Raw genomic sequence first — 23851 nt, 5'->3', positions numbered from 1 at the left:
GCAATATCTGCGCGAGCCTGCAATCCACAACCAGTCTTCTTCGCTTTCGAACTAACCAGCGATTGAAAAAGGTGCAATCACCAGACGATCAAGTGGTTCTTCCCGCTGGGATTGCGCCATCTTCCTCTTCAGCCCTTGAATGGCCAGGGCCAGCTTCTTTTGTTTCTCCTGCGCCACGTTCAGGAAGCCAATGCCCATGCCGATGGCCGCGTCGCTGCTCTTGACCACGCCCGGCATCTCCACCAGAAAACCTTCAATGTTCATCTGCAGGCGGACCGAAGTGTTCTGCGGCAGCACCGTGGCGGTGGTCACATAGACGCCGCCTTCGGATATGTCAGTGATCCGGGCGTAGATGGGATGCTTGATTCCGGGCGCTTGAATGGAAGCCCCGGCGTTGCATTCCAGCCGCGAATGGCCGCGCCGCTCATCGGCGTCATGCACGGAGTGCACCACCGGATCGCTGGTGCGAAATTGTTCAGGATTGTTAAGGTTGTCGGGCTCATCGGGAGGCAACGCCACGCCCCATATGTTCTTGCCGGGGACAATGCATTGCGTGCCGATCTGTCCTGCCAGGGGCGTGCTGGCGGCTCCTACCCAAAAAACTCGAAACTTGGTCCGCGCCGTGCCGCGAAGTATTTCTATGACTTCGCCCGGCTCAATGTCCAGGTACAGCCCAGCCAGCCGGGCTGAGTCTGAGGTTACGTCCAATGTGTGGGCCAGTTGCCGTTGCGTTCCGTCGTTTCGGATTATGGTGACCGGAAGGACCACCCGTCTCCGAAGGCTGCTTCTTGTTGCCATTTCACTGCTCCTTACCCTGTACTGCTGAATCCAGGTGATTGCTCACCTGCCGGAAAATCGAATAAGGGTCTCTTCTGCCTACCAAAGTACCCTGTCCTTTGGTACATGTCCAAGATAACTTTAGTAACGTTACCATATATATCATTGAAAATAATAACGATATACACAGTGATCGCCCCGATAGGGATGGCCTTTGGGCATTTTGTGAAGGCTGAGATATGCTGAATTCGTAACATTCGCCATTCTGGCGAAGGAAAGCACACGGATGAAAGTTCTTCTCATCGGAGGCAGCGGTTTCATCGGCCCTGCGACGGCGGCTGCGCTGCAAAAGAGTGGACACCAGCTCACCGTGTTTCATCGTGGCAAGACCCGGGCGCCCGAAGGCGCGGAAGAGATTCGGGGCGATCGCCAGTTTCTTCAGGACTACCAGCTCGAGTTCCGCCGGCAAAAATTTGACGTGGTCGTGGATTTCGTTCTCAGCTCAGGCCGCCAGGCGCAGCAGTTGATGGATACCTTCCGCCATATCACGGGGCGCGTGATCGCGCTCAGCAGCATGGACGTGTATCGGGCCTGGGGCGTGTTCTACGGTCATGAATCCGGGGACCTGCAGGAAATGCCCGTCAACGAAGACTCAGCTCTGCGGACAAACCCGCAGACGTACCCTCCAGAGGTGCTAAAAAAGGTGCGCGTGATGCTGCCCTGGCTGGACGAGCACTATGACAAGGTTTCAGTCGAACGGGAAATTCTGGGCGACCAGGCCTTGCCGGGCACGGTGTTGCGTTTGCCCATGGTCTATGGACCGGGCGACTATGGCCATCGTTTTCGCGCCGTGCTCAAGCGCATCGACGATGGCCGGAGGCAAATCATCTTTGCTGACGACGTAGCAGCATGGCGCACGCCACGCGGATACGTGGAAGACGTTGGCGCGGCCGTCGCGCTCGCTGTGGCGTCACCCCAATCCGCCGGCAGGATTTACAACGTGTGTGAAACTGAATCGTTCAGCGAACTGGATTGGGCGCGAAGGATTGCTGCTGGCGCCGGCTGGACCGGCGAGTTCGTGGTGCTGCCGCATGACCGCACTCCAAAACATTTGCTCATGCCGGGCAACACCGCGCAACATCTGGTCGTGTCCTCAGAGCGCATCCGCAAAAAGCTTGGCTACCAGGAGGTAGTGTCGCGAGACGAAGCCATTCGCCGTACGATTGCTTGGGAACGCGCCAATCCGCCGGCCGCTTCGCTTGTTCCCTTTGACTACCCCGCGGAAGACGAGGCTCTGAGACAATTCAGGATGACCGCTTGAGCAGATGTTGAATCGCCGGCACATTCCCGGTCCCTCGTCATGCGTTTTCCTTGCGGCGATTTTTGGCAATTTCGACGATTCTGGCAAACTCCTCTGACTTTGCGTTCTTCGCGTCCATTGCTGTAAGTTCTGATAGGACCTTTCTCATGCTCTCGATTCGCAACGCTACCGCGCTCGATGCACCGCTGGTCCTGGATTTCATCCGCCGCCTGGCCGAATACGAGCGCGAGCCCGACGCCGTGGTGGCCACAGAAGCCGACCTGGTGCGCGACGGCTTTGGCCCTGACCCCAAGTATCGCTGCCTCATCGCCGAATGGGACGGCAAGCCCGCCGGCTTCGCATTTTTCTTCTTCAACTACTCCACCTGGCTGGGCAAGCCCGGTCTCTATCTGGAAGATCTGTTCGTGCTGCCGGAGATGCGCGGCCACGGCATTGGCAAGGCCCTGTTGCAAAAGCTGGCGCAGATTGCCGTGGCCGAAAACTGCTACGGCATGCGCTGGCAGGTGCTGGAGTGGAACGAGCCAGCGCTCAAGTTCTATGACACTCTGGGCGCCACCATCATGGACGAATGGGAGACCATGCGTTTGATGGAGCCCGCGCTGTCAAAGCTGGCGAAGGGCGGCGACTCATCTTCTGCGGAACAAAGTCGAAAAAAGGCCGAATCACAGTCGAAGCGGGGAATGCACGCTGGCGGTGTTCAAGAATGAAGATCATCGGCGCCGGCAGTGGGTCAGTCTGAAAGACTGCCCACCGCCGCGTATCAGCGTCTAGCGATTCGCGCGCGAATCGCGGGCCTTTAGGCAGACGTTCATCGCGGAGCGATGAAAAGGACAGCGGTTTCTTGATCACACAATCGCGAGCATCCAGAATAACGATCATCGGCGCCGGACTCGCCGGCTGCGAAGCCGCCTGGCAATGCGCCCTCCGCGGCGTGGACGTGGAACTGCACGAGATGCGTCCCGTGAAATCCACGCCCGCGCACCAGACCAGCAAGTTCGCCGAGCTCGTCTGCTCCAACTCGCTCAAATCAGAAAGCGAAAACACCGCGCCCTGGTTGCTGAAGGAAGAAATGCGCCGCGCGGGATCGCTGCTGATCAAGCTGGCGCAGGAAACATCTGTCCCTGCCGGCCACGCGCTGGCCGTGGATCGCGATGCGTTCGCCGCGCGCGTGACGGAAGCAATTTCCGCGGAGCCGCGCATCAAGGTCATTCGCGAAGAAGTCACGCGCATTGACGAAAACGACGGACTCACGGTGGTGGCCACCGGCCCGCTGACTTCCGATGCCTTGTCGCAAGAGATTGCGCGGCTTTCCGGCAGCGATCATCTCTACTTCTACGATTCCATCAGCCCCATCGTGGAAGCCGATTCCATTGACATGTCGCGCGTGTATCTTGCGGCGCGCTACGGCAAAGGCACCGCCGACTACATCAATTGCCCGCTCACCCAAGAAGAATACGACCGCTTCCTGGACGCGCTCATCGCCGCGCAGCCGGTGGAAGGCCACGACTGGGAAAAGCTGAATTATTTTGAAGGCTGCCTGCCCATCGAAGAAATCGCCCGCCGTGGCCGAGACACGCTGCGCTTTGGTCCCATGAAGCCCGTGGGTCTGGAAGACCCGCGCACCGGCAAGCGGCCCTATGCTGTGGTGCAGTTGCGGCAGGAAAACCTGCGCGCCGATTCCTACAACCTGGTGGGATTTCAAAATCACCTGAAATTCGGCGAGCAGGCACGAGTGCTGCGGCTCATCCCCGGCCTGGAGAACGCCAGGTTTCTGCGCTACGGACAGATCCATCGCAACACTTATATCAACGCGCCAACGCTGCTGACTGATCTGCTCAACATGAAGCAGCACCCGAACGTCTTCTTCGTCGGACAGATCTCCGGCGTGGAAGGCTATACCGAGTCCATCGCCATGGGCATGCTGGCGGGGATGCACGCTGCGCGCATCGCGCAAGGGCTGCCGCCGCTGGCGCCACCGCGGGAAACCGCGATGGGATCGTTGGTGCACTACCTCTGCCACGCGGAAGCCAAGCACTTCCAGCCGGCCAACATCACGTTCGATCTTCTTCCGCAACTCGATGAGGCCACGCGCCGGCGGGTTCGCGACAAAAAGCTGCGCCACAAAATGGTTTGTGAAAATGCGTTGAAAGCTCTGGCATCATGGCTTCAACCTGGCGTACACTCGGCTCCCAGCCATGCCGCCACGCCTGTCACCTATTGATGCCATCAGCCCTGCGTTTCAGCGGCTGGCCGATATGCTCTTCCGGCCTTTTCGCGTCTCCAGGTGGGTGAAAATCGGCTTTATTGGCTGGCTTGCGGGCGGAGGCGCCGGCGGAAGCTTGAATTACAACACCAGCCGGCCTTCATTCCCCGCGGGCATGGAGAAGTTTGATCCCTTTAAGGATTTGCCCAAAGCAATGGCCATGGTCCAGGCCTGGCTTGTGGGCCATCTGGTCTTGGTTGTGCTGGTGGCCGCGCTGGTTGTGCTGTTGAGTCTGGCATTCGGGTATCTCAGCTGCCGCTTTCGCTTCATCCAGCTGGACGCAGTGCTCACGCGTGACCCCGCCATCAAGCGCGCGTGGCGGCAATACGGCCCGCAAACCAACCGGTTCTTCGGGTTCTGGGCCATCTTCATGCTGGCCAGCTGGCTGGCGTTGTTCTTCATCATCGTGCGCCCGCTGTGGATGGCCCTCAAAAGCGGGGGTTTTTCCAAAGATCCTTTGGGAGCATTGTTTGGCCTGTTGGCCACTTTGCTCCTGGGCTTGCTCATCTTCGGCCTAGTGGCCGGAATTATCACCACGCTGGCCAACGATTTCGTTGTGCCGCTCCTGGCGATCGAGGACCTCAGCTTGGGCGAAGCGTGGTCCTACCTTGGCACTCTGGTTTCCGCCGAACCGGGTGCGTTTGCCGGTTATATGGGCATGAAGCTGGTTCTGTACATTGTCGGCGGCATCGCTTCTTCCGTCATTTTCTTGATCTGTTTTCTGATTCTGTTGCTGCCCATGCTGCTGCTTGTCTTCATAGGAATACTTGCGGCCACCGCCCTGAAAACTCTGGGAGCCGCCGGCGCCATATTGGGAGCCGTACTGGCCGTGGTCGGCGCGCTGGTGGGCGTGGCGCTGATTCTGCTCCTGACCATGCTGGCCATAGCGCCCTTCGCTGTGTTCTTTACGTCTTATTCGGTGTACTTCCTGGGCGGGCGTGTGCCGCGGTTGGGAGCCATCCTCTGGCCTGCTCCGCCTGTTCCACCTGCTCCACTGCCCGCGGGAATGCCGCCGCCTTCGCCTGGCCCGTGGACGAGTTGACGCCGCTTGTACCCAGCTGCAGTTCGACGATGTCTTCCAGGCCGGAAACGCATACAAAAAGCTGTCTAAGAGTTGCGTTAGCGGCGTCTTCTTTTTTGGGGCTTTAATTCAACTTTCTTCCTTGGACGGTTCTTGATCCAAATCGGCGTGCCGACAAAGCCAAACGCTTTGCGGATCTGATTTTCCAGAAACCGCTCGTAGGAAAAGTGCAGCTTCACGTCTTTATCGGTGAACAGAATAAAAGTCGGCGGCGAGACGTGCGCCTGGGTCATGTAAAAGACTTTGACCTTTTGCCGGTGCGGCACGCCAGCGCGGTCGAAGTCGACGGATTCCAGAAACCGGTTCATCTGTCCGGTGGTGATGCGCTTGCGCCTCTCGGCGGACACCAGCTCCAGCGCGCGGAAAATCTTGTCTATGCTCTTGCCCTCCGTGGCCGACACAAAAAGCATGGGCGCGTATTCCAAAAACTTCAGGGCGTGGCGCGCTCGCTCCTCGTAAACCTTGCGGTCGGCCGGAGGCTTGCCGTCTTTGCGTCCCGGGCCGACCAAGTCCCACTTGTTCACCACAATAATCACGGAGCGCCCGCTCTCATGCGCGTAGCCGCCGATGTTGGCGTCCAGGGAGTTCACGCCTTCCACCGCGTCAATCACCAGCAGAGCGACGTCGGCGGCCTCAAGGTGTTTACGTGCCATGACCACCGACATTTTCTCCGCCATCAGGTGGGTCTTGCCTTTGCGGCGAATCCCGGCCGTGTCAATGAAGCGGTAAGTGTGTCCGTCTTTTTCGATCAGCTCGTCAATCGCGTCACGTGTGGTCCCGGCGATGGGTGACACAATGGCCCGCGAACTGCCCGTGAGAATGTTGAGCAACGTTGATTTGCCCACGTTGGGATGGCCGATGATCGCCACCTTGGTTTCTTTCTCCACGACTTCAGGCGCTTCGGCTTCCGATGACTCGGGTTCCTCTGCCGCGCCGCCGGAAGGCTTAGGCACGAATTCTTCGCCCGTCTCCGGCGCCTCTTCAACTTGGCGCCGCGCTTTGGACTGTGCTCCGCGCTGGTTGGGATGGTCCTTGGTCGCAGCGTCCGCCTCAGCGCTGGCAGTTACTACGGGAACCACTGCCAGAATCGCATCGAGCAACTCCGTAGTCCCCAGCGCGTGTTCGGCGGCGATGGGAAACACCTCACGAATGCCCAGCGTCCTGAAGTTCTCCGCCGCCGCTTGCTGTTTGGCTGTATCCACTTTGTTCACCGCCAGAAAAAGCGGCTTGCCCAGACGCTGCAACAGGCGCGCCAGTTCCATGTCCGGTGAGGCGAGTTCGGTGCGAGCGTCCACCACCATCACCACGGCGTCGGCTTCTTCCAGGGCCACGCGGGCCTGGCGGAAGATTTCCGCGGGGATCAGCGCTTTGTCGTCGGGAACAATGCCGCCGGTATCCACCACGCGAAGGAGGCGCCCCAGCCAGTTGATCTCACCGTATAGGCGGTCGCGCGTGATGCCCGGCTCGTCGCCCACAATGGCGCGCCGCCGTCCAATCAGACGGTTGAACAGCGTGGACTTGCCCACGTTGGGCCGGCCCACGATGGCCAGCAAAGGAACACGAGTTTTGACAGGGTTATTCACTGAAGGTTGAAACGTTGCAACCGGCAGAATTCATTGGGTACTTCGAGCCAAGGTCAAGTACCAAGTACTAAATACCAATTACCATCTTCTTCCACGCTATCATAAGAACAACTCTCACTCATGTCTTCCTTCCCTCAACCCGGAACATCTGCTGGAAATCAGTCCGCGAAAAGACTCCTGCCCACTTTGCACCAGTTCTTTGCTCCGGGAGGAATGCTGAGCCAGGCGCATCCGAATTACGAATTTCGACGTGGTCAATTGCAGATGGCGGAAGCCGTGGAGAAAGCCCTGCAAGACCGCCGCCACCTGCTGGTGGAAGCCGGCACCGGTACCGGCAAAACGCTGGCCTACCTGCTGCCGGTGATTCGCAGCGGCAAGCGCGTGATCATCTCCACCGGCACCAAGAACCTGCAGGAACAACTGTTCTTCAAAGATATTCCTTTTCTTGAACAACTCCTGGGCCCGCTGCGCGTCTGCTACATGAAAGGCCGCAATAATTATCTCTGCCGGCAGAAGCTCTACGACCTCACCGAGCAGCCGGTGCTGAACGGCCTGCAGGAGATTGAACAGTACCGGCAGATCGCCGAATGGGAGCCGGAGACGCAGTCCGGCGACCGCGCCGAGCTGAAGGACCTTCCGGAGAACAACCAGCTCTGGCAGAAGCTGGACGCGCGAACCGAGCGCTGCACCGGCCAGAAGTGCGCGCAATGGGAACGCTGCTTCATCACGGAGATGCATCGGCGAGCGATGGAGAGCGACATTGTCATCGTGAACCATCATCTGTTCTTCGCCGACCTGGCCCTGCGCCAGACGGGCGCGCCGGACGCCGGCATTCTCCCGGAATTCAATGCCGTGATCTTTGACGAAGCCCATGAACTGGAAGACGTGGCCGGCAGCTATTTCGGCGTCAGCGTGAGCAACCTGCGCTTTGAAGAGCTGGCCCGCGACGTGGAATTCACCCTGCAGCGCAAGCAGGCTGCTTCGGCCGGGCTGTTGCAGGCGCTGGGCAAGCTGCGCGAGCGGGCGCGTTTCTTCTTTGGCGTGCTGCCCACGGGCGAAGGCCGCTTTGCTTTTCGTGATCGCGATGGTTTTCTGGAAAAACATGGCGATGATTACGATTCGGTCATGCAGTCGCTGCAGCGAGTCTTCTCCGAACTGGAGGTCCTGCCCAAAAAGCCCGACGAAGTCTTCAACCTGGCCCGTCGCACGCAGGAATTGCAGGCGCAACTGGCGTTCATCATGGAGTCGCAAGACAAGAACACGGTGTTCTGGATTGAGTATCGCGGCGAAGCGCGGCGCGGTCGCGGCGGACAATCCCACGTGGTGCTGCAAGCCGCGCCCATTGATGTCTCGCAGATTCTGAAGAAGACGTTGTTTGAGCCGCTGGAAACCGCCGTGCTAACCTCGGCCACTCTGGCCGTGGCCGGCGCGGAAGACCATGGCAAGTTTGAGTACATTCGCCAGCGCGTCGGCCTGGACCACGCCCGCGAACTGGTAGTGCCTTCGCACTTTGATTACAAGCGCCAGGCGATCCTGTATGTCCCGCCGGACCTGCCTGATCCGCGTTCCACCATCTTCGGCAACCGCGCCGCGGAAAAGATCCGCCGCCTGCTGGAGATCACCCAGGGCCGCGCGTTTTGCCTGTTCACCAGCTACGCCCAGATGCATGACATTCATGACCGCCTGCTGGGCGAGCTGCCTTATCCCATGCTGCTGCAAGGCTCGGCGCCCAAGAACGCGCTGCTGGAAGAATTTCGCCTCACGCCCAACGCCGTGCTCTTTGCTACCGCATCTTTCTGGCAGGGCGTGGACGTACAAGGCGAACAACTGAGCTGCGTGATCATTGACCGCTTGCCCTTCGCCGTGCCCAATGATCCCGTGGTGGCCGCGCGCATCCGCGCCGTGGACTCCAGCGGAGGCAACGCCTTCTTCGATTACCAGGTGCCTGCGGCGGTCATCTCGCTCAAGCAGGGCTTCGGCCGGCTGATCCGCTCGGTGAAAGACCGCGGCGTTCTGGCGCTGCTGGACAACCGAGTCCTCAAGCAGCGCTACGGCCGCGTCTTCCTGGAAAGTTTGCCGGGCTACTCGACGACCCAGGACTTGGGGGACGTGGAGCAGTTCTTCTCGCGCTGAACGTTTTTCGGCGAGCTTTTCTCGCAGGGCCTTGTTCGGCTGGACGTTCTTCCGCTGCAACTGGGCGAAGTCCAGCAGTGCACAGCTGTCATCTGTTTTGTGCCTTTTAGTCTTTCATTCTTTGACTACCTGCAGGCTGGGGCCGGCAATTTCTTCCAGCACCTCGATGACATATTCCTGGACCGCGAACTCCTCCTGGGTGGCGTGGCTGGAAGTGGTTACACCGTGCAAGACCACATTGCCGGCTTCAAGATCGTCGGCCAGTTTGCGGAGAAGCCGCACGGTTTTGGACTCGTCCACTCCAAAGGCATATTTCCCGGCCCGCCCTGCACAATCTGCTGCGCTGATGTTCTTCTTGGTTCCGCTAGACATTTGGTTCCCCTGTTGCGAAGAACGAGCCGTCGCCTCGCCTTTGCGAACGTTAAAAGGTTTGCTTATCCTTGTACACCCGCGCGGCCCAAAATGGCACAGCATTTTCGCATTAGATGAACGGTTTGCACGGCATAATCTAAGAGAAAACTTATAAAGTGCAGACTTTCGGCAAACCAATGGCTTGCGGGCGGGGCAATAAACGGAAGGCGTGGGGAATGGCTCGCTGAAACGCCTACCATTTACAATTAGGTCACGTCGCCAATCCACGCCGGAAACCACAGGGGAGCAGATGTACGAAGTCACGGTAGAAGACTCATTTGCCGCGGGACACTACTTGCGCAACTACAAAGGCAAGTGTGAGAACCCGCACGGCCACAATTACAAAGTCCGCGTGACTTTGCGCGGCGCGGAGCTGGATAAGGCCGGCTTGCTGCTGGATTTCAGAGACCTCAAGGAAGTCATGAAGCATGTGATTGACCGGCTGGACCATCAGATGCTCAACGATATTGACCCGTTCAAGGTTCTCAATCCTTCGGCGGAAAATCTGGCCAAGTATTTTTACGACGAAGCCGGCGCGCGGATGAAGGCCGTCACCCAGGGACGCGTAACCATCAAAGACGTCACCATCTGGGAGACGGACACCACCACCGCGCGATATTCGGAGTGAGCGGGAGCTGCAACCGGGCTGGGCAAGTTGCGAAATCGCAGCGAGCAGCGACACAAATATCAGGGCGCGAGCTAAGCGGACCGAACCCAGCTCAGAAAAGATTCGAGCCTTTAGCCGTAAGAAGCGCATCCGGGAGCGCCTGGCAAATTCGTCCCGGCTTTTCTCCGTGTATCCGTGCCTTCGTGGTGAGATTGGTTTTTGATGCAGATCACAGAAATCTACCGTTCCCTCCAGGGCGAATCCTCTTTCACCGGGATCCCCTGCGTGTTCGTGCGTCTCACGGCGTGCAATCTGCGTTGCCGCTGGTGTGACAGCGAATACACCTTCACGGGTGGCAAGAAAATGTCTGCCGACGAAGTAGAGCGCGAGGTGGAGCGCTTGGCGCCTTCGGGTCTGGTGGAAATCACCGGCGGCGAGCCGATGCTGCAAGAGCGCGAACTTGTCCCCCTGATGGAGCGCCTGCTCGCCCGTGGCTACACCCTGCTGCTGGAGACCAGCGGCGAGCGTCCCTTGGAAAGCGTCCCGCCGGCCGTGCACAAGATCGTGGACGTGAAGTGTCCCGGGTCGGGAGAAGGGGCATCGTTTCGCATGAGCAATCTGGATTCGATCTCCGCGCGCGATGAAGTCAAATTCGTCATCTCCGGCCGTGAGGACTACGAGTTTGCCCGCGACTTCACCCGCCAGCATGGGTTAGAGACCAAAGCCGGCTCGGTCATCTTTTCTCCTGTCTTCCGGAAAGATCCCAGCGCGCAGCGCGACGCTTCCAATTGTGAGCTTGATCCCCGCCAGTTGACGGAGTGGATCCTTCAGGATGGCTTGAACGTGCGACTGGGACTGCAGATACACAAGTTCATCTGGGAACCCGCCACCAAAGGCGTGTGAGACAGTGAGAGGTTTGGCGCGATGCTTTCGGCATTTTTTTGTCGCACAGCAACACTGAATCTGAGCGAAAGTTTTGAGATAATTCTTATGTTTGCAAGGCAGCGATTTCGCATTCGCCGGCCATCGAACTAAGGTAAGAAGCAAACTAAAAGGGAGCTCCTTTTTTTGACCGGTTCCAGGCTGCGGTCGGTGGTGCTATTGAGCGGGGGTATGGACTCCTGCGTGTGTGCCGCCCTGGCGGCGCGCGATACGGACGTTGCGGCGCTGCATGTCAGTTACGGCCAGCGAACGGAAGTTCGCGAACGGCGGGCGTTCGACGCAATCTGTGACCGCCTGGGAATCCGCCGTCGGCTCGTCGTCCGCAATGACGTTCTGAGCCAAGTTGGAGGCTCGGCCCTGACGGACCTGGAAATCCAGGTGCCTGAGGCCAAGCCGGAAATTGGATTCGGGCATGTTCCCGTGACTTACGTTCCTTTCCGCAACGCGCACTTTTTGTCGGCGGCGGTGAGCTGGGCGGAGGTCCTGGATGCCGATCAGATTTACATTGGTGCGGTGGAGCAGGACAGCTCGGGGTATCCCGATTGCCGTCCCGCGTACTACCAGGCGTTCAATGAGGTGATCAAGACCGGCACGCGCGACGGCAAGATCAAGATCGTGACTCCGCTGATCGCCATGCGCAAAGCGGAGATTGTGAAGCTCGGGCTGGATTTGGGCGCGCCGTTTGATTTGACCTGGTCGTGTTATAGCCAGGAAGAGGCCGCGTGCGGCGTTTGCGAAAGTTGCGTGCTGCGATTGCGGGCTTTTGCTGAAGCTGGGGCCCCTGACCCGATTCCGTACGCGTCCCAGGCCGCAGGACATAGAATATAGTTTCAAGTTCAAGCCGGAGGCTGAACACCATGAAGATGACATCAATTTGCTTGAACCTGGCCATGCTGTTTGCCCTGAGCGCGGCTGCGCTCGGCCAGGCCACGCTGACTCGCGTGAATGGCCGGGTCACGGACGGAAAACAGCCGGTCGTTGACGCCCAGGTCACGTTCACCAACCTCAATACGGGAAAGACCTTCAAAACCAAGACCGGCAAGGATGGAACTTACGCTCTCGTCGGGCTGGACCGCGCCGGCTACCAAATTGAGGTCACCAGTTCCAAAGGCGACAAACTGTACAAGGACAAAAGAAACGTCGTTGCCGAAGGCGCCAGCGAAGAGCAGGTGGATATTGACGTCTCGCAAGGCGGCGCTGCCGGTGGCGCGCCCAAGGTCAGCCAGGAACAACTGGAAAAGATCAAATCCGAGAATGCCAAAATCACCAACATCAACGCCCTGATCAACCAGGCCCAGGCGGCCATGCAGGCACAGAACTGGGCGGATGCTGAAACCGCCCTCAAGCAGCTTACGGCGGGCGAGCCGGGCCGCTGGGAGTTCTACCAGGCGCTGGGCAACGCGCAGAGCAATCAGCAGAAGTATGAAGAGGCCGCCGCCTCCTATGAACGCGGCATCCAGGCCGCTGAAGCCATCGTTAACGGCACCGCCAAAGACGTCCGCAACCCTGATCCGGTCAAGGCCAAAGCGGGCATCGGCCAGATGTTGGGCTCTGAAGGCAACATGCTCCTCAAGCTGAAAAAAACCGATGACGCTGTGGTTGCCTTTACCAAGGCAGCTGAAATGGACCCCAATCCGGGGGTCGCCTACTTCAATCTCTGCGCCACGCAGTACAACGTCGGCAACATGGAAGCCGCCGAGTCGGCGTGCACCAAGGCCATCGCCGCCGATCCCAACAAGGCCGATGCCTACTTCATCAAGGGCTCCGCCATGTTCGGCAAAGGCAAGATGGACGCCAGCAACAAATGGACGGTGCCGGACGGGACTGCTGAAGCCCTCAACAAATATCTGGAGCTGGCTCCCACCGGCGCCCACGCCAATGACGTGAAGCAGATGCTGGAGATGGTGGGCGCAAAAATTGAAACCGTTTATAAAGGCGGCAAAAAGAAGTAAATGAATTCATTGCGGGCCTGCGGGCCGGCCATCGGCCGTCCCCTGTGTGAACGTGGGCCCGCGACAAAATCCAACAGCGCGGAGGCGCGGTACTCTCATGAAGAAATACTGTGTTCTTTTCTTGGTCATGATCGCCTGGTCAATCCTGGGCGCCCTGGTAGCCTGGCCCCAACAGGTGAATGCAATTGTGGATGGCACCGTCACCGAAGAAGGCAAACCAGTCGTTGACGCCCAGGTGATTTTGACCAACCCTGACAACGGGCGCACCTACAAGACCAAGACGGACAAGAAGGGCGCGTTTTCCATGGCCGGGGTCGCCTATGGCGGGTACGGCGTGAAGGTTGTCAGCAAGAGTGGTGAAACCATTTTCTCCGACAAGACTGTCGTCGGTACGGGAACCAGTTCCGGCGACAACATTCTGACCATCCAGATCGGCAAAGAGCTTTCCGGCCCCGGTGTTGAAAAAGCCATGATCGGCGGAGGCACGCCCGGCACCGATGTGGGCGGCGGGGGCAAGTCATCCGGCCCCAAGATGACCAAAGAACAGATCAAAGCCGAACAGGAAAAAGTCGGCAACCTGAACGCCATGATCGGAAAAGCCCAGACGGCCATGCAAGCCGGTAAGTGGTCTGAAGCCGCCGACGCGCTAAAGCAGGTGATCGCGGCCCAGCCAGACACCACCAAATGGGAACTCTACAAGGCCCTGGCTGACAATCAGCAAAAGTCCGGCAAGCCCGAAGATGCGGTTCTTACCTACGACAAGGGCATTCAGGTGGCCCAGAGCATCGTGGATGGCAAAGCTCCCAAGGACCCGCGCAACCCCAATCCTGATCCCGCCAAGGCCAAGGCGGGCATCGGCGTGATGTCCACGTCGCAAGGCAACGCCTACGTAAAGCTGGGCAAGATGGATGAGGCCGTTACGTCGTTCAAGAAAGGCGCCGCCGTTGATCCCAATCCCGCGCTGGCGTACTACAACCTTTGCGCCGTGCAATTCAACGCCGGCAAGTATGATGACGCCGCTGCCGCCTGCGACAAATCTATCGCTGCCGATGCCAACAAGGCTGACGCCTGGTTCTTCAAGGGCGCCGCTCTTAACCGCGCCGGCAAGCCGGGCTCTGCGGACGCTCTCAACAAATATCTCCAGCTTGACGCCAACGGCGTTCACACCGCCGACGCCAAGGCCATGCTGGCCACGGCCAAATAGCCAAACGGAATCGCCAAGGTCCTCTCAGGGGCGGCCTTTTGCGGCCGCCCTTTCCGTTTGTGCCGCCTGCGCGAATAAAATGTCTGGTCTTTCATGTACACCCTTTACAGTCTGCTTCTGGCCGTCGTGGCGGCGCTCTCACTGCCGTGGTGGGCCTTGCAGATGCTGCGCCTCGGCAAGTATCGCGCCGGCTTCGCTGAGCGCATCGGCCGCGTGCCGTCCAGGATTGCCCAGCAGGCCAGGCAGCCGCGCGGCCCGATTTGGATCCACGCGGTCTCCGTGGGCGAAGTGCTGGCCGTGGGTCCGCTGGTCAGCCAGTTGCGCCAGGCGTCACCCGATCGCCAGGTTTTTGTTTCCACCACCACTGCCACCGGCCAGCGCCTGGCGCGGCAGCGATTCGGCGACGATCATGTATTTTTTATGCCGCTCGATTTCGGTTTTTCTCTCCGTCCTTACTTTCGGGCGCTCGGTCCCAGCCTGCTGGTTCTGGCTGAGACTGAGTTCTGGCCCAACCTGCTGCATCTAGCCCGCCGGCGCGCCATCCCTGTAGCCATCGTGAACGCCCGCATCTCAGACCGTTCCTTCCCGCGCTACCGCCGCTTCCGCTGGTTCTTTTCCCGTGTACTCGCCAACGTGGATTTGTTTCTCACCCAGACGGCAGACGACGCGCGGCGGCTCAAGGAGATCGGTGCTCCCGCGGAGCGGGTCCAGGTCAGCGGCAATCTGAAGTTCGACATTCCACCCAGCGCGGAAGTCCCATTGATAAAAGATCTGCGCCGCGCCATCAGCCAAGACGCGCCGGCGCACGACTCGCCCGTGATCGTCTGTGGCAGCACCACGGAAGGCGAGGAAGAAATCCTGCTGGCGGCGTTCCGCACCGTTCTTGGGCAGTTTCCCGGCTGTGTGCTGGTCCTGGCGCCCCGCCATCCGGAACGCTTCGATAAAGTGGCGCAACTGGTTTCGGCGTCGGCAATCTCGGGAATCAAAATGGTTCGACGCAGCACCTGGACGCCCGGCGTCCCGCTGCGCGGCTGCGTGTTCCTGCTGGACAGCTTGGGCGAACTGGCTTCTGTTTACGCCATCGCCAGCGTCGCTTTCGTCGGTGGCAGCCTGCTACCCGGAGTAGGAGGGCACAACATCCTGGAACCGGCGCAGCACGGCGTGGCCGTCGTCACTGGCCCGAACACGGAAAATTTCCGCGAGATTGTGCGTATCTTCCTCAACGGTTCAGAGAAACCTGGCGGCACGCCGGGTTCAATCCAGGCTCCGGCTCTGCGTATTGTGACGCCAGACAACATCGCCGGCGAATTCCTGCGGCTCCTGCAACACCGCGATGAATGCGCGCAGCTCGGCCAGCGGGCCAAAGAGCTGTTTCAACAGAACACCGGCGCTACGGCAAAAGCTTTTCAGGCCTTGCAGCCGCTGCTTGGCCGGAAAGAGAAGGGCGCGCAGTGAACCCGCTTTCGGCCATCTTCGCTGCCGGCGTCGCCGCCAGAAACGCGCTTTATGACCGGCGCATCCTGGCCACGCGCAAGCTCACGCGGCCGGTAGTCAGCATCGGCAATCTTTCGGTCGGCGGAAGCGGCAAGACGCCGTTTGTCATCGCCCTGGGTGAGCTGCTCAAAAAGCGCGGAATTACCTTTGATGTTCTTTCCCGCGGCTACGGCCGCAGCGGGCAGAAGCTTGCCGTGGTGGATCCCCAGGGGACCTCTGAGCAATTTGGCGACGAGCCGTTGCTGATCGCCCGCAAGCTGCAAGTCCCGGTCATCGTGGCGGCAGACCGTTATCAGGCCGGGTTGCTGGCGGAAGAAAAATTCCCCTCCAAACTCCACCTCCTGGATGACGCCTTTCAGCATCGCCGCCTGCACCGCGACTTTGACATTGTCATGCTGCCGGCCGCCGACCTGGACGACACCCTGCTGCCCATCGGCCGACTGCGTGAGCCGCTTTCATCGCTGCGCCGCGCCGACGCTGTGGTCCTGCAAGCCAAAACACCAGAGTTGCCGGCTGCGCTAGCCACAGGCCTTTCACGCATCTGGCGCGTTCGCCGGGAAATCATGACTTACTCCATCTCAGCGCGGCCAATTCCGTCTGTGGTTGCTTTCTGCGGGCTGGCCCGGCCGGAGCAGTTTTTTGCATCGCTGAGAAACGCAGGAATCGGAGTTTTGGACACCGTGGCATTTCCCGATCATCATCGTTATACAAAGCAGGACGTTGACCGCCTATGTGCATTGCGCAAGAGTTGCGGAGCAGTGGGCCTGATCACCACTGAGAAAGATCACGTAAAACTGAAGGCCTTTTCCGTGGAATTGCAGCCGCTGCAGATTGCCGTGCTACGGATGCAAATCGACTCGCCGGAAAACGTTGTCGCCGATTTGCTGTCTGCGCTGGCCCAGCGCGGCTACAAGCTGTGACATCTAGGATTGGCGAAGCGGCGCCCGCACTATTCTGGTCGAATTGTTCCCGGCATCCTGGCGGGAACACCGTCTCTCAATACGGCGCGTATACTGTTGTAGCTGCGGATTTTAGCCCCCGCGTGAGAGAATTTCACTTCTGACATGCAAAAGAATTCCAAGCCCGTTGACCGTCTAGTAAGGATCATTGAAGAGTTTCCCAAGCTCACCATCACCGTGCTGGGAGACCTGATCGCCGACGAATTTATTTACGGTGAAATCTCCCGCGTCTCGCGCGAGGCGCCGGTGCTGATCCTGCGCCACCGCGAACGCACCGTGGTGCCTGGCGGCGCCGGCAACGCCATCTACAACCTGGCCGATCTCGGCGTGACGGTATTGCCCGTAGGCATCGTTGGGGAAGATGAATCCGGCCGCGCGCTGCTGCATGCCTTCCGCCAGAAACATATTTCCATCTCCGCCATTCGCCGCATCAAAGGCTACAACACCGTCACCAAGACCCGCGTACTGGCCGGGACCACCCACTCCCCGCGCCAGCAGGTCATCCGCATTGACCGCGAGCCCGACGCCCCGCTGGACCGCACGGCCGTTCGCGATCTGGTCTTGAAGACGCGCGGCTACGTTCGCGCCTCTGACGCCCTGCTGATTTCCGACTACGGCTACGGCGCAGCCACCCCGCAGATTTTTGACTTGGTCCGCTCCCGCGCTTCGCTGACCAACATCCCGGTCACGCTCGATTCTCGCTATCGCGCGCTGGCCTACAACGGAGTCACCGCCGCCACTCCCAACGAGGCCGAACTGGAAGAAGCCCTGCGCACGCGCATCGGCAATGACAACGAACGGCTTCTAGCCGCCGGCAAAGCCGTGATGCAGAAGATGCGTTTGCAATCGCTGCTGGTCACCCGTGGTCGCGATGGCATGGTGGTCTTCGCCCGCTCCGCCAAGCCCACATTTATTCCCATTTACGGCTCTGATGAGGTCGCCGACGTCACCGGCGCCGGCGACACCGTGATCGCCACCTACACCGCCGCGCTGGCCGCGGGTGCGGACGCTGAATCGGCCGCCCGGCTCGCCAATTACGCTGGCGGAATCGTGGTGATGAAGCGCGGTACAGCCACGGTTTCTCGCGCGGAATTGCTGCGCGCCGTCATGGAGGGCTGATCTGGCGCCTCCTGTCCAAAAAATGTTTGAGCTCACCCCGCTTGCCGCGCTGGTGCGGCAATGGCGTACGGCTGGAGAAAAAATCATCCTGACCAACGGCTGCTTCGATCTGCTGCATGTGGGACACGTGCGCTACCTCCACGCGGCCAAGGCACTGGGAGGACGCCTGGTGGTCGCCGTAAACTCTGACGCCAGCGCCCGCGCTCTGAAGGGCGAAGGGCGCCCGCGTATCCCGGCAAGCGAGCGCGCTGAAATCCTTGCCGGCCTGGCTGACGTGGATGCGGTAACCATCTTTGACGCTCCCGACGTCCGCGAAGTGGTCCGTGCCCTCCGCCCGGACATCCACGCCAAGGGCACCGACTACACCGCCGCCACCGTCCCCGAACGCGACGTCGTTCTGGCCTGCGGCGGACGCGTGGAGATTGTCGGCGATCCCAAAGACCATTCGACTACCGAATTATTAGGTAAGGGAGAATGACCAAAATCCTCATCGTGCGCCTGGGCGCGCTCGGCGACATTCTCCATGCCTTGCCCGCGGCCACGGCCATCCGCCGCGCCCTGCCGGAGGCGACGCTTGGCTGGCTGGTGGAGGAGCGCTGGTCAGAACTGCTGACCGCGCGCCGTCACAAACACAGCCCCGTTGATCGCGGCCCGCAGAAGCCGGTGGTGGACCTGGTGCACACGGTCAACACCGCGCGCTGGCGCCGGCGTTTCTTTCGTCCGGCCACGCTCAAGGAAATTCGCGGAGGCTTCAAACGCGTGCGCGACACGCGCTATGACATCATTTTGGATTTCCAAGGCAACATCAAGTCAGGTTTTTTCGCCTGGCTCGGCGGCGCTCCGGTCATTGCCGGCTACGTTGATCCTCGCGAATCCGCAGCACGATTGTTTTACTCCCACAAATTCTCCCGCTCGGGTGACCACGTGATCGAACAGAATCTTGCTCTGGCTGCGCAAACGCTCAAGGACCATGTCGGGCTGGCAGAACTGCCAATGACGGCGCCGCAACTGCCGCGCGATCCTGCGGGCGAAGCCTGGGCCGAGCGCGAGATCCAGCGGCTGGGCATTGCCAGCTTCGCCATCGTGAACCCCGGCGCTGGCTGGGGCGGCAAGCAGTGGCCGGCGGAGCGCTTCGGACAGGTTGCCGCGGCGCTGGCCACCCACAACATCAAAACTCTGGTCAACGTGGGCCCCGGAGAAGAAACTTTGGGGCAGGCTGTGGCCGGCGCCAGCAAAAGCAACGCATTTCTCCTCAACTGCACAGTCGGACAACTCATCGCCATCACCCGCCGCGCGCGCCTTTTCGTTGGCGGCGATACCGGCCCGTTGCATCTGGCGGCTGCGCTCGGCGTTCCCGCCGTGGGACTCTACGGTCCCACCGATCCGGCGCGCACCGGCCCTTTTGGCCCCAACACCATTGCCCTGCGACATCCGGAGAGCGAGACAACTTTTTCTCATCATCGCCGGCCGGAAGAAGGCCTGCTGAAGATCGACGCGGAGGAAGTAATTGCCGCCGCCCGTCATCTCTTAGCAAGCAAACCAGTGTCAAGCAACCAAGTAGCTGGCAAGCCTGTGGAAAGCAGCCATGCCTAGCTGGTCGCGGATCGCAACTCGTATGCGCGTGCCGCTGGGCTTTGTTTTTGCCGCGGCGTATTTTTGGTTTGCGCGTCCGCAGTGGCTGTTTATTGCCGCCGGTGGCGTGGTCATTGTTGCCGGTGTTTTCGTCCGTGCAGTGTCCTCCGGACACATCCGCAAGAACGCCGAGCTCACCACCACCGGGCCGTACGCCTTCACCCGCAACCCGCTGTACCTGGGCTCCGTGCTCATCGCCATTGGGTTTGCCGTGGCCGCGCGCAACTGGTGGATTGCCGGCGGCGCACTCCTCATGTTCCTGGCGATCTACCTGCCGGTGATCCGCGCGGAAGAAAAATACTTGCGTTCAATTTTCCCTGATTACAACCAGTACGCGGCGCATGTGCCCCGTCTTCTGCCCCGGCTCACGCCCTACCGTAACGCGGGCGAAAGCGTTGCCTCGGCGCAGCAATTTTCTATGGAGCTTTATCTCCGCCACCGCGAGTACAATGCAGCTATAGGTTCTGCCTGCATGTTAGGCGCTTTGATCCTCAAAATGGTCTTGGTACAACATTGATCCGATTCCATCACGGACTGGCCGCAGCTCTCGTGTTTTTATTTCCCGGCGACTCATCGCCGCACCCGCCTGCCGATATCGCCCAGGCGGTCCTGGTCGCACCTTCCATCGCCAAGCCTCGCCCGGAGTACCAGCCCCAGGTCGGCCAGACCTACGTCTATGCGGCCGAATGGCGCATCTTCAGCGCGGGAGTCGCCACTCTGCGCATGGAGAAGGCTGGTCCGGAATACCGGACGGTGGGCACCGCTGACGCTGCCGGCACCGTGGCCCTGCTGTTCCATGTCCAGGACCGGCTGGAGTCTTTCTTTGACCCGTCCAGTTTTTGTTCGCGCAGCGTTTCCCGCCATCTGGAAGAAGGCTTCCGCCGCGTGGAGTCCAGCACCACCTTTGACTACCAGCGCCGCAAGTCGGTCACCGACCACAAGAACCTCAGGAAGAATGAGAGCCGGCACGAAGAGCATGACGTTCCCAACTGCGTGACTGACGTGCTTTCCGGAATCTACTACGTGGGTTCTCTGCCGCTGCTGCCCGGCCGCACCTACAATTTCCCGCTCAACGACGGCGGCGAGACGGTAACCGTCGGCGTGCACGCCGAAGCGCGCGAGCAGATCAAGACTCCAGCAGGGACGTTCGATACCATCCGCGTGCAGCCGGAAAGTTCCTCTCCTGTGCTGCGTAGCAAGGGCAAGCTATGGATCTGGTATTCAGAGGACGCCGCCCGCGTCCCGGTGCAGATGCGCGCCCGCATGGACTGGGGCACGCTCACTTTTGTCCTGCAGCGCATAGACAAGGCCAAGAAGTAGGCCCCATCCGGTGTCCCTTGGGTCTCCCGTTTCAAAAACCGCCCGCCAGCACATTGACGTTCGCACTTCTCCCGGCATCCTACTAAGATAGAGGACTGCAAGGAGGAAGAGCATGGGCACACAACCGCAAGCGGACCCTGAACTGGTGAATGTGTTTGACACGCAACAGGAATCGGAGGCCCTGGTGGTTCATGCGCTGCTGACTTCGGCGGGAATTGAATCCGACGTCGCCAGCATTGACGCCGCGCAGTCTATCTGGCCGGGCGTGGGCGGCGTGGTGGTGCGCGTGAACCCGGCGCAGGCCGAAGAAGCCAAGAAGGTCATTGAAGAGTACAAGAACAGCATTCCCGCGGAAGAAATAGAAGCGGAAGAAGGCGCGGAAGACACGGTGGAATAGCCGCTGGCCGTTCCTCAGTAGCTTGAGGCCAGCTTGGCTTGGACCTGTTTTCCATCGAGCAGAAAAGTCACCGCGCCCAGCAGATCAGTACGGTATGTGCGCACGTGCGACGCTTCCAGGCGTTGCAGGACGTCCGCGCGCGGATGTCCGAACGAATTTCGGTAACCCACAGAAACCACGGCGAACTTTGGCTCCACCGCTGCCAGCAGCTCCGGCGTGGTGGAGGTGGCGCTGCCGTGGTGCGCTACTTTCAGCAGATCGGCGTGCAGCGCTTCCGTGGCCACGAATTTTTCCATCTTGTTTTCCAAGTCACCGGCCAGCAGCGCAGACGTCCTGCCATAAGAAACCAGCAAAGCCAGGGAATCATCATTCGCAGGGCGTACCTTGGGCCGCCAGTCAGCGGGTGGAGCCAGCACGCGCACCTGGGCGCTGCCCCACTCCAATTCTTCGCCCGCAGTGTGTATGCGGATGACCGCGTGGTTCTGCAGCGCCGTCTGGTACAGCCGGGCCACCGCGTCCGTCTGGGGATTGATGCCCACCCACAGCTCGCGCGGATGAAAATTCTCAACGATTCGCGTCAGGCCGCCGATGTGATCACCATGTGCGTGGGTAAGCGCCACCACGTCCAGATGAGCAATGCCGCGCGACCACAAATACGTCGAGACCACGTCTTCTCCGAAATCGAATTCGCTCCGTACCGGGCCCACGCTGCCGCCGCCGTCAATCAACATGGTGCGGCCTTGTGGAGAAATCACCAGCAGGGAATCGCCCTGGCCAACGTCAATGCTGGTCACTTCCAGCTTGCCTGGTTCAATGGCGGGACGCGGCGCGTAGAACGCTACAACCGCCGCAGACGCGAATAACAGCGCAAGTCCGGCCGTGGCGGTCTGCGGTTGCCGGCGGACCGCCAGCAGCGCCAGCAAAATCCCTGTCGCCGCCACCAGGAAGATCACCACGCCGGCATCCGGCACGCGCCACTGCGAGATATTGAAGTGTGCCAGCCATTGCAGGCAGCCCAGCGTCCAGTGGAGGGCGGCCGCGGCGATGAAGCCGGCGACCCGCGCCAGCGGCCACCACACATAGCTCAACGCGATGGCGGCCACGCCGGAGTTGAGCATGACTCCGGCCAGCGGCAGCACCAGAATGTTGGCCGGCATCCCGATGATGGCTGCGCGGTGGAAATACGCCCGCATCGGCGCCACCAGCGTCGCCTGGGTAATCGCTGACACCGCGATCAACTCGAACACTGCCACGCCGGCGCTCACCACGGCCAGCACCAGCCATCGCGCTGGAGCTGCGCCTACAAAACGTCCCAGCCGTTCCATGATCAAGCGCATGTCCAGCCGAAGCTGCGCGAGCTTTGGCTCCAGATTGAGATCGTAAGCGGTGGAGTCCATATGCAGAAGAGCCAGGCGGTAGGGTGACGACGTGCGCTGCAACACCGGCACGCCGATGCCGGCAATCGCCACCAACGCCAGAAACGTTAGTTGGAACCCCGCCTCAAACAAGGCCGCGGGCGAAATTACCAGCACTATCAGTGCGGCAAACCCGGTGGCGTTCAGCGACTGTCTTCCCCGATAAAACAGCCGTGCCAGTAAATAGACAGACAACATGAGCACCGCGCGCATGATGGGTACGCCCATGCCCGCGATGTACGCATAAAAGACGGCCAGCGCAATCGTGACCACCGAAGCCGCCCACTGCGGTGTGCGCAGCCGCCGCGCCAGCCAGAATACGGCGAACGCCAGCAGCGCCACGTTCATTCCGGAGACCACCAGCAGGTGGTAAACGCCGGTCTGCTGAAATTCTTCGCGGACGTTGCGCAGCAGAAGCGAATCGTCGCCGATGATCATCGCGGAAAACAGCGCGGCGTCCTCGCGGCTCCACAGCGCCGTTGGTTGCCCGTTGATGTGCTCCAGAATGCTGCGGCGAATGCGGCTGCGCCAGAAACCCAGCCGGCCGCCGGCTCTTCCCGGAAGGATTTCAATTTCGTCGACGGAAACCGAAGCCAGCGTCGAAATTCCCAGGCTGTGCAGGTAGCCCTCGTAGTCAAATGCACCGGGGTTGCGAAAATTTCTCGGCGGTCGCAACTTGGCGATGAAATGTACACGGTCGCCGTACGCCATCTCGGGAAATTGCGGACTCCCGACTGAGTCCTCGCTTTTGGCTCGCCGGTTGCTGGAAAACAGCGTTGCGCGAATGCCCACCGGCTGCGTGAATTTGAGTTCGCCGAGCATCATGCTCTCGGTTTGCAGATCGAAGCGTTCGCGCGGCCCGCTTCCGGCCAGGGTTGCGCCGTCATTCACAACGTGGCCGATGACTTCCACGCGCTCGCCGCTGATGAACTCCGCAGGAGGAACCACCACGCTGGGGATTGGCGTGCAAACACGCGCAAAAGCTCCGGCCCCAACCAGAGCCAGCACTGCCGAAGCTTGCGCGATCCGCAGGTTCTTGTTGGCGACAGCGGCCATCGCGCACGCTGCCAGCAGCGCCGACGCGATGCTCCATTGCGAAGGAGAACGCAGCAGTTGTCCCGCCAGCCAGATTCCGCAAGCAAACGCCGCGGCTGCCACGATGAGAGGCGCATGAGTGTTTAGTTGCGGAGGCTCAGGATGTTGCGGGACGTTCATCGTGCTTACTTGCCTTGCCGAGCGAA

Annotated in this window: 22 protein-coding genes; 18 read left to right on the top strand and 4 right to left on the bottom strand. The window is 60.3% G+C overall.

Features of this window, described 5'->3' with window-relative positions; translation table 11 throughout:
• Window positions 1-51: 51 nt before the first annotated feature.
• Window positions 52-798 carry a PilZ domain-containing protein gene (locus tag LAO20_03430; GenBank protein MBZ5530461.1) on the bottom strand — a complete coding sequence of 249 codons (747 nt, stop codon included), beginning with the start codon at window positions 796-798 and terminating at the stop codon, window positions 52-54.
• 265 nt (window positions 799-1063) lie between these two features.
• Between LAO20_03430 and LAO20_03425 the strand changes: the two genes are divergently transcribed.
• From LAO20_03425 to LAO20_03410, 4 genes are all read left to right on the top strand, one after another.
• Window positions 1064-2098: an NAD-dependent epimerase/dehydratase family protein gene (locus tag LAO20_03425; protein ID MBZ5530460.1), complete on the top strand. Its 1035-nt coding sequence runs from the start codon at window positions 1064-1066 to the stop codon at window positions 2096-2098.
• A 146-nt stretch (window positions 2099-2244) separates the two neighbouring features.
• Complete coding sequence (locus tag LAO20_03420; protein ID MBZ5530459.1) at window positions 2245-2805, top strand: GNAT family N-acetyltransferase; 561 nt, start codon at window positions 2245-2247, stop codon at window positions 2803-2805.
• Window positions 2806-2942: 137 nt separating this feature from the next.
• Window positions 2943-4319: a methylenetetrahydrofolate--tRNA-(uracil(54)-C(5))-methyltransferase (FADH(2)-oxidizing) TrmFO gene (gene trmFO, locus LAO20_03415; protein MBZ5530458.1), complete on the top strand. Its 1377-nt coding sequence runs from the start codon at window positions 2943-2945 to the stop codon at window positions 4317-4319.
• Window positions 4294-5403, top strand: a complete 1110-nt coding sequence (locus LAO20_03410; protein MBZ5530457.1) for a hypothetical protein — start codon at window positions 4294-4296, stop codon at window positions 5401-5403. The genes trmFO and LAO20_03410 overlap by 26 nt, the downstream gene beginning before the upstream one ends.
• Before the next feature lie 77 nt (window positions 5404-5480).
• On the opposite strand, the gene der is transcribed toward LAO20_03410, so the two are convergent.
• The gene (gene der / locus LAO20_03405) at window positions 5481-7055 is read right to left on the bottom strand and encodes a ribosome biogenesis GTPase Der (protein ID MBZ5530456.1); all 1575 of its coding nucleotides are present in this window, start codon (window positions 7053-7055) and stop codon (window positions 5481-5483) included.
• A gap of 90 nt (window positions 7056-7145) precedes the next feature.
• On the opposite strand from der, the gene LAO20_03400 reads away from it, so the two are divergent.
• Entirely contained in the window at window positions 7146-9158 is a 2013-nt protein-coding gene (locus LAO20_03400; protein MBZ5530455.1) for an ATP-dependent DNA helicase, read from the top strand.
• 114 nt (window positions 9159-9272) lie between these two features.
• On the opposite strand, the gene LAO20_03395 is transcribed toward LAO20_03400, so the two are convergent.
• Window positions 9273-9530, bottom strand: a complete 258-nt coding sequence (locus tag LAO20_03395; protein ID MBZ5530454.1) for a hypothetical protein — start codon at window positions 9528-9530, stop codon at window positions 9273-9275.
• 289 nt (window positions 9531-9819) lie between these two features.
• Between LAO20_03395 and queD the strand changes: the two genes are divergently transcribed.
• The 13 genes from queD (at window position 9820) to LAO20_03330 (ending at window position 21195) form a co-directional block, all read left to right on the top strand.
• Window positions 9820-10197, top strand: a complete 378-nt coding sequence (queD, locus tag LAO20_03390; protein MBZ5530453.1) for a 6-carboxytetrahydropterin synthase QueD — start codon at window positions 9820-9822, stop codon at window positions 10195-10197.
• 201 nt (window positions 10198-10398) lie between these two features.
• Window positions 10399-11079, top strand: coding sequence for a radical SAM protein (locus LAO20_03385; protein ID MBZ5530452.1), 681 nt, complete (start codon window positions 10399-10401; stop codon window positions 11077-11079).
• A gap of 165 nt (window positions 11080-11244) precedes the next feature.
• The gene (gene queC / locus LAO20_03380; protein ID MBZ5530451.1) at window positions 11245-11946 is read left to right on the top strand and encodes a 7-cyano-7-deazaguanine synthase QueC; all 702 of its coding nucleotides are present in this window, start codon (window positions 11245-11247) and stop codon (window positions 11944-11946) included.
• A gap of 29 nt (window positions 11947-11975) precedes the next feature.
• A complete protein-coding gene (locus LAO20_03375) occupies window positions 11976-13070 on the top strand; it encodes a tetratricopeptide repeat protein (protein ID MBZ5530450.1) in 1095 nt (364 codons plus the stop codon).
• A 97-nt stretch (window positions 13071-13167) separates the two neighbouring features.
• The gene (locus tag LAO20_03370; protein ID MBZ5530449.1) at window positions 13168-14274 is read left to right on the top strand and encodes a tetratricopeptide repeat protein; all 1107 of its coding nucleotides are present in this window, start codon (window positions 13168-13170) and stop codon (window positions 14272-14274) included.
• A 93-nt stretch (window positions 14275-14367) separates the two neighbouring features.
• Window positions 14368-15729, top strand: a complete 1362-nt coding sequence (locus tag LAO20_03365) for a 3-deoxy-D-manno-octulosonic acid transferase (protein ID MBZ5530448.1) — start codon at window positions 14368-14370, stop codon at window positions 15727-15729.
• On the top strand, window positions 15726-16688 hold the full coding sequence (gene lpxK, locus LAO20_03360) for a tetraacyldisaccharide 4'-kinase (protein MBZ5530447.1): 963 nt from the start codon (window positions 15726-15728) through the stop codon (window positions 16686-16688). The genes LAO20_03365 and lpxK overlap by 4 nt, the downstream gene beginning before the upstream one ends.
• A gap of 144 nt (window positions 16689-16832) precedes the next feature.
• A complete protein-coding gene (locus tag LAO20_03355; GenBank protein ID MBZ5530446.1) occupies window positions 16833-17846 on the top strand; it encodes a hypothetical protein in 1014 nt (337 codons plus the stop codon).
• Between the two features lie 22 nt (window positions 17847-17868).
• Window positions 17869-18324 (top strand): adenylyltransferase/cytidyltransferase family protein, encoded by a 456-nt coding sequence (locus tag LAO20_03350; GenBank protein MBZ5530445.1) that lies wholly within the window; start codon window positions 17869-17871, stop codon window positions 18322-18324.
• Window positions 18321-19439 (top strand): glycosyltransferase family 9 protein, encoded by a 1119-nt coding sequence (locus LAO20_03345; GenBank protein ID MBZ5530444.1) that lies wholly within the window; start codon window positions 18321-18323, stop codon window positions 19437-19439. The genes LAO20_03350 and LAO20_03345 overlap by 4 nt, the downstream gene beginning before the upstream one ends.
• Window positions 19432-19995 (top strand): isoprenylcysteine carboxylmethyltransferase family protein, encoded by a 564-nt coding sequence (locus LAO20_03340; protein ID MBZ5530443.1) that lies wholly within the window; start codon window positions 19432-19434, stop codon window positions 19993-19995. Before LAO20_03345 ends, LAO20_03340 begins: the two co-directional genes overlap by 8 nt.
• Window positions 19996-20027: 32 nt before the next feature.
• Window positions 20028-20798, top strand: a complete 771-nt coding sequence (locus LAO20_03335) for a DUF3108 domain-containing protein (protein MBZ5530442.1) — start codon at window positions 20028-20030, stop codon at window positions 20796-20798.
• Between the two features lie 112 nt (window positions 20799-20910).
• Window positions 20911-21195 carry a DUF2007 domain-containing protein gene (locus LAO20_03330; protein MBZ5530441.1) on the top strand — a complete coding sequence of 95 codons (285 nt, stop codon included), beginning with the start codon at window positions 20911-20913 and terminating at the stop codon, window positions 21193-21195.
• A gap of 14 nt (window positions 21196-21209) precedes the next feature.
• Here LAO20_03330 and LAO20_03325 read toward each other — a convergent pair whose 3' ends face one another.
• A complete protein-coding gene (locus LAO20_03325) occupies window positions 21210-23825 on the bottom strand; it encodes a ComEC/Rec2 family competence protein (protein MBZ5530440.1) in 2616 nt (871 codons plus the stop codon).
• Between the last annotated feature and the right edge of the window lie 26 nt (window positions 23826-23851).

This window comes from Terriglobia bacterium (assembly GCA_020072815.1).
Lineage (GTDB): Bacteria > Acidobacteriota > Terriglobia > Terriglobales > Acidobacteriaceae > Angelobacter.
The sequence above is the reverse complement of the archived record's forward strand: the minus strand, read 5'-3'. Positions and strand labels throughout refer to the sequence as shown.

Excerpts from the sequence above, each read along its gene's own strand:
- LAO20_03430 (MBZ5530461.1), bottom strand. The coding sequence starts at position 798 with ATGGCAACAAGAAGCAGCCTTCGGAGACGGGTGGTCCTTCCGGTCACC.
- LAO20_03425 (MBZ5530460.1), top strand. The coding sequence starts at position 1,064 with ATGAAAGTTCTTCTCATCGGAGGCAGCGGTTTCATCGGCCCTGCGACG.
- LAO20_03420 (MBZ5530459.1), top strand. The coding sequence starts at position 2,245 with ATGCTCTCGATTCGCAACGCTACCGCGCTCGATGCACCGCTGGTCCTG.
- LAO20_03410 (MBZ5530457.1), top strand. The coding sequence starts at position 4,294 with ATGCCGCCACGCCTGTCACCTATTGATGCCATCAGCCCTGCGTTTCAG.
- LAO20_03400 (MBZ5530455.1), top strand. The coding sequence starts at position 7,146 with ATGTCTTCCTTCCCTCAACCCGGAACATCTGCTGGAAATCAGTCCGCG.
- LAO20_03395 (MBZ5530454.1), bottom strand. The coding sequence starts at position 9,530 with ATGTCTAGCGGAACCAAGAAGAACATCAGCGCAGCAGATTGTGCAGGG.
- queD (MBZ5530453.1), top strand. The coding sequence starts at position 9,820 with ATGTACGAAGTCACGGTAGAAGACTCATTTGCCGCGGGACACTACTTG.
- LAO20_03385 (MBZ5530452.1), top strand. The coding sequence starts at position 10,399 with ATGCAGATCACAGAAATCTACCGTTCCCTCCAGGGCGAATCCTCTTTC.
- LAO20_03375 (MBZ5530450.1), top strand. The coding sequence starts at position 11,976 with ATGAAGATGACATCAATTTGCTTGAACCTGGCCATGCTGTTTGCCCTG.
- LAO20_03370 (MBZ5530449.1), top strand. The coding sequence starts at position 13,168 with ATGAAGAAATACTGTGTTCTTTTCTTGGTCATGATCGCCTGGTCAATC.
- LAO20_03365 (MBZ5530448.1), top strand. The coding sequence starts at position 14,368 with ATGTACACCCTTTACAGTCTGCTTCTGGCCGTCGTGGCGGCGCTCTCA.
- LAO20_03355 (MBZ5530446.1), top strand. The coding sequence starts at position 16,833 with ATGCAAAAGAATTCCAAGCCCGTTGACCGTCTAGTAAGGATCATTGAA.
- LAO20_03350 (MBZ5530445.1), top strand. The coding sequence starts at position 17,869 with ATGTTTGAGCTCACCCCGCTTGCCGCGCTGGTGCGGCAATGGCGTACG.
- LAO20_03345 (MBZ5530444.1), top strand. The coding sequence starts at position 18,321 with ATGACCAAAATCCTCATCGTGCGCCTGGGCGCGCTCGGCGACATTCTC.
- LAO20_03340 (MBZ5530443.1), top strand. The coding sequence starts at position 19,432 with ATGCCTAGCTGGTCGCGGATCGCAACTCGTATGCGCGTGCCGCTGGGC.
- LAO20_03330 (MBZ5530441.1), top strand. The coding sequence starts at position 20,911 with ATGGGCACACAACCGCAAGCGGACCCTGAACTGGTGAATGTGTTTGAC.
- LAO20_03325 (MBZ5530440.1), bottom strand. The coding sequence starts at position 23,825 with ATGAACGTCCCGCAACATCCTGAGCCTCCGCAACTAAACACTCATGCG.